Genomic DNA, 3,390 nt, shown 5'->3' with positions numbered 1-3,390 from the left:
CGGGATCCGCATTCGGATCCCGGTGCCGGGCTGCGTGGTATCCGCCCGCGCCCCGATCGCGGAAGTCGGCCGTGTTCTCGTACGGGCGCAGCCACCCGTCCGCATCGCTCGGTGGTGGAGGGTCGTTCATGAGAGTCGCCGACCTGCCCGGCGTAGGGTCGGTGTCGTAGGTGGGTATGCCGAAGCCCTGGTTCGGGCACCGAGGAGCCGTCGATGCCGGAGCAGGTTGCGCCGCGTGCCGCACGTCCGGCCGGCTACGGGACCGTGAGCACTCGGCTCTCCTTGCTGAGCGACCACCGCCTCGGGGAGGTCGTGGCAGCCGCGGCGCCGCTCGGGTCCGGCATCGGCGGCAGGTCGGCGGAACTGGACATCGACGGAACGCGCGTCTTCGTCAAGCGCATCCCCTTGACGGACACCGAACTGCGCCCGGAGAACGTGCGGTCCACGGCGAACGTCTTCGGGCTGCCGTTGTTCTACCAGTACGGGGTGGGCTCCGCCGGGTTCGGAGCCTGGCGGGAACTCGCCGTGCACACCATGACGACCAACTGGGTTCTCGGCGACGAGTATGCGGGATTCCCCCTGATGTACCACTGGCGGATCCTGCCCGACTCCCCTCCCGAAGGATTCATCGACGAGCTCGGGGGCTTGGAGGGGGCCGTCGCGCACTGGGAGGGATCACCGGCCGTTCGCACCCGACTGGAGGCCATCGCCCGGTCCTCGTACAGCCTGGTGCTCTTCCTGGAACATCTGCCGCACACCCTCACCGGATGGCTGGCCGACCACCGCGAAACCGCCGCGGCGCAAGGCGGGGACGGCTCGCCCCACCTCTGGGTGGAGGAAGCGCTGACGAGCGGAGCCGCTTTCATGAGGTCTCGCGGACTCGTTCACTTCGACGCTCACTTCGCCAACATCCTGACCGATGGCCACCGGCTCTACTTCGCCGATTTCGGACTCGCCCTGAGCTCCGGCTTCGACCTTTCGGCGGACGAGTCCCGCTTCCTCTCGCGGCACCTCGCGTACGACCACTGCTACACCACGAGCCACCTGCTCCGATACCACCTGCTCGACGGCGTGCGCGGTGACACGGACCGCGAAGCCTTCCTGCACGACTGGATCGCAGGCCGGCGACCCGACGGCATCCCGTCCGACATCGCGGCCATCATCGACCGACACGCCCGCCCTGCCGTCGTCCTGGGCTCCTTCCACCGCCGTCTGCTCACCGAGAGCAAGCAGACACCGTTTCCGGCCGCCGAGATCGAACGGCAGCTCGGCTCCGGCCCAACCACCCCGAACTGAACCACTCCCCTCGCCTCGACCGTCCGGCGGCCATACGGCGCCGGTCCGCCACGGCCGATGTCGCCACCAGGGGAGCCGCCCACCCGGAGGCCAAATGGGAGCACATCGGGTCAGCAGACCTCGTTATTGAAGATCAACTTAGAAAAATCAATGTTCACGGGTTGGCATCTTAAGAAACTCAATGTACAAATGAATGGCGAGCATGTCGCCGGACGTATGGGAGCCGAGGGTGGACTGGCAGGAACTGACGGACCTGACGCACGGACAACCGTTCGTCGTCGAGCGGGTCCGCCTCACCGGCAGCGGAATCGCGATCGAGGGACAGTTCGAGACGCCGCAGTTGGCTCAACTCAGCGCCGACGACCAGGTGTTCGTCGCCGCGTTCGTACGGTCGCACGGTTCGATCAAGGAGATGGAGCGGATGTTCGGGGTGAGCTACCCGACCATCAAGTCCCGGCTGAACCGGATCGCCGAAGCCCTCGACTTCGTCGACACCGACCCGGCGCCCACCAGCTCCGATGTCGTCGACCGCCTGCAGCGGGGGGAGATCGACGTCCAGCAGGCGCTCACCGAACTGGGGAAGTCCCGATGATGCCGTACCTGGTGACCGTACGCCGTCGCCGTCCCGACGGCCGCCGGCGGGGGCTGTACGTCCCGGTCCTGCCGGTCCTGCTGGTGTTGTCGCCGTTGCTGCTGCTCGCCGTGCCGGCCGGACTGATCGCGTGCCGCGTCGCCGGGATACGCCCGATGGGCGCGTTGCGCGGCACCGGGCAACTGCTGTGGGCGCTGCCCGGCACCCGATTCGAGTTGGACCTCGGCCGAACGGCCGTGCTGGTAAGCGTCAGATGAGTCAGAGGGGAAACGCGACAATGAACGAGCAGCGCCGCCAGATCCTGCAGATGCTGGCCGGGGGCAAGATCACCGCGGACGAGGCCGAGCGGCTGATCGACGCCGTGCAACGAGAGCACTCCGAGTCGCCGACGGGAGCCGCGCCCCGCCCGAAGCCCCGGCCCAAGTACCTGCGCGTACTGGTGACCTGGACGGACGACCCCGGTAGCGACGGGCCGGGCCACGTCAACATCCAGATCCCGTTGCAGCTCCTGCGCGCCGGGGTCCGGCTCACGAGCCTGCTGCCTCCGCAGGCACTCACCCGGGTCAATGCACAGCTCAACCAGTCGGGAGTACCGATCGACCTCACCGAGCTCAAGCCGCAGCACCTCGAGGAGTTCGTCGAGCAGCTCGACGACATCACCATCGATGTCGACCAGGCCGACGGAAAGGTACAGGTGTTCTGCGAGTAACCCCCGCCACGGCACCGGTCGCCCACCCGGATCACGGGATCGGCCGGTGAACTTGTGGCCACGGGTGTGCGGCAATCCGTCACTCGGCGGGGCCGCAGCATCCGACCCGGCCTCCGCGCCGCCGAGACCCCGGTGAACGGGAGTTGTGGCTCACCGGCCCGAACAGCGTGGTAACTCGGCTCGTCGAGTGGGTGCAGCCCCCGAGCCGGCTGATGAGTGGGCGTCGCCCCGCCACGCCTGATGGACCTTCCTTCCCCGCGCGAATACGGTCGCCCCGGGCATCCACGTATGCCACCGCGCACCGCATGCCGCTGCGTACCGCGTGCGCCGCTCCGCACTGAGCGCCGCCGCCTTCCTCGCGATCTCAACCCACTCGATTTTCCCGCCACTTCAGCCTTCGAATGGTAGGGCTCATGCCTTCTTCCGTCATGCCCGTATCCAGGCAGGGCGACGGTCGGCGGTCATCCGCCGTCGCCGCCGTCCACGCCACCGATCTGCGCAAGTCGTACGGCGACAAGGTCGTGCTCGACGGCATCGACCTGCGCATCCCGTCGGGGTCGGTGTTCGCACTGCTGGGACCGAACGGCGCCGGCAAAACCACCGCGGTCAAGATCCTCTCCACGCTCATCCGCGCCGACGGCGGACAGGCCCAGGTCGCGGGTCACGACGTCGCCGCCTCACCGGACGGAGTCCGCGCCGCGATCGGCGTCACCGGGCAGTTCTCCGCCGTCGACGGGCTGATCACCGGCGAGGAGAACATGCACCTCATGGCCGACCTGCACCACCTGTCCAA

General features: G+C 68.2%; 5 protein-coding genes. All 5 read left to right on the top strand.

The features are described 5' to 3' along the window. Positions 1–213 precede the first annotated feature (213 nt). Positions 214–1,296, top strand: coding sequence for a protein kinase family protein (locus ACZ4FV_RS51860; protein ID WP_395859110.1), 1,083 nt, complete (start codon positions 214–216; stop codon positions 1,294–1,296). A gap of 202 nt (positions 1,297–1,498) precedes the next feature. Beyond that, on the top strand, positions 1,499–1,888 hold the full coding sequence (locus ACZ4FV_RS51855; protein WP_395859109.1) for a DUF2089 domain-containing protein: 390 nt from the start codon (positions 1,499–1,501) through the stop codon (positions 1,886–1,888). Continuing rightward, positions 1,885–2,145 (top strand): hypothetical protein, encoded by a 261-nt coding sequence (locus ACZ4FV_RS51850; RefSeq protein ID WP_395859108.1) that lies wholly within the window; start codon positions 1,885–1,887, stop codon positions 2,143–2,145. Before ACZ4FV_RS51855 ends, ACZ4FV_RS51850 begins: the two co-directional genes overlap by 4 nt. 20 nt (positions 2,146–2,165) lie before the next feature. After that, positions 2,166–2,597 carry an SHOCT-like domain-containing protein gene (locus ACZ4FV_RS51845; protein ID WP_395859107.1) on the top strand — a complete coding sequence of 144 codons (432 nt, stop codon included), beginning with the start codon at positions 2,166–2,168 and terminating at the stop codon, positions 2,595–2,597. Between the two features lie 428 nt (positions 2,598–3,025). Further along, positions 3,026–3,390 (top strand): ATP-binding cassette domain-containing protein (locus ACZ4FV_RS51840; RefSeq protein WP_465328405.1); only part of this gene is annotated, 365 nt, incomplete at its 3' end.

This window comes from Embleya sp. NPDC025285 (genome assembly GCF_055558835.1).
This window is presented reverse-complemented; position numbering and strand designations above follow the sequence as displayed.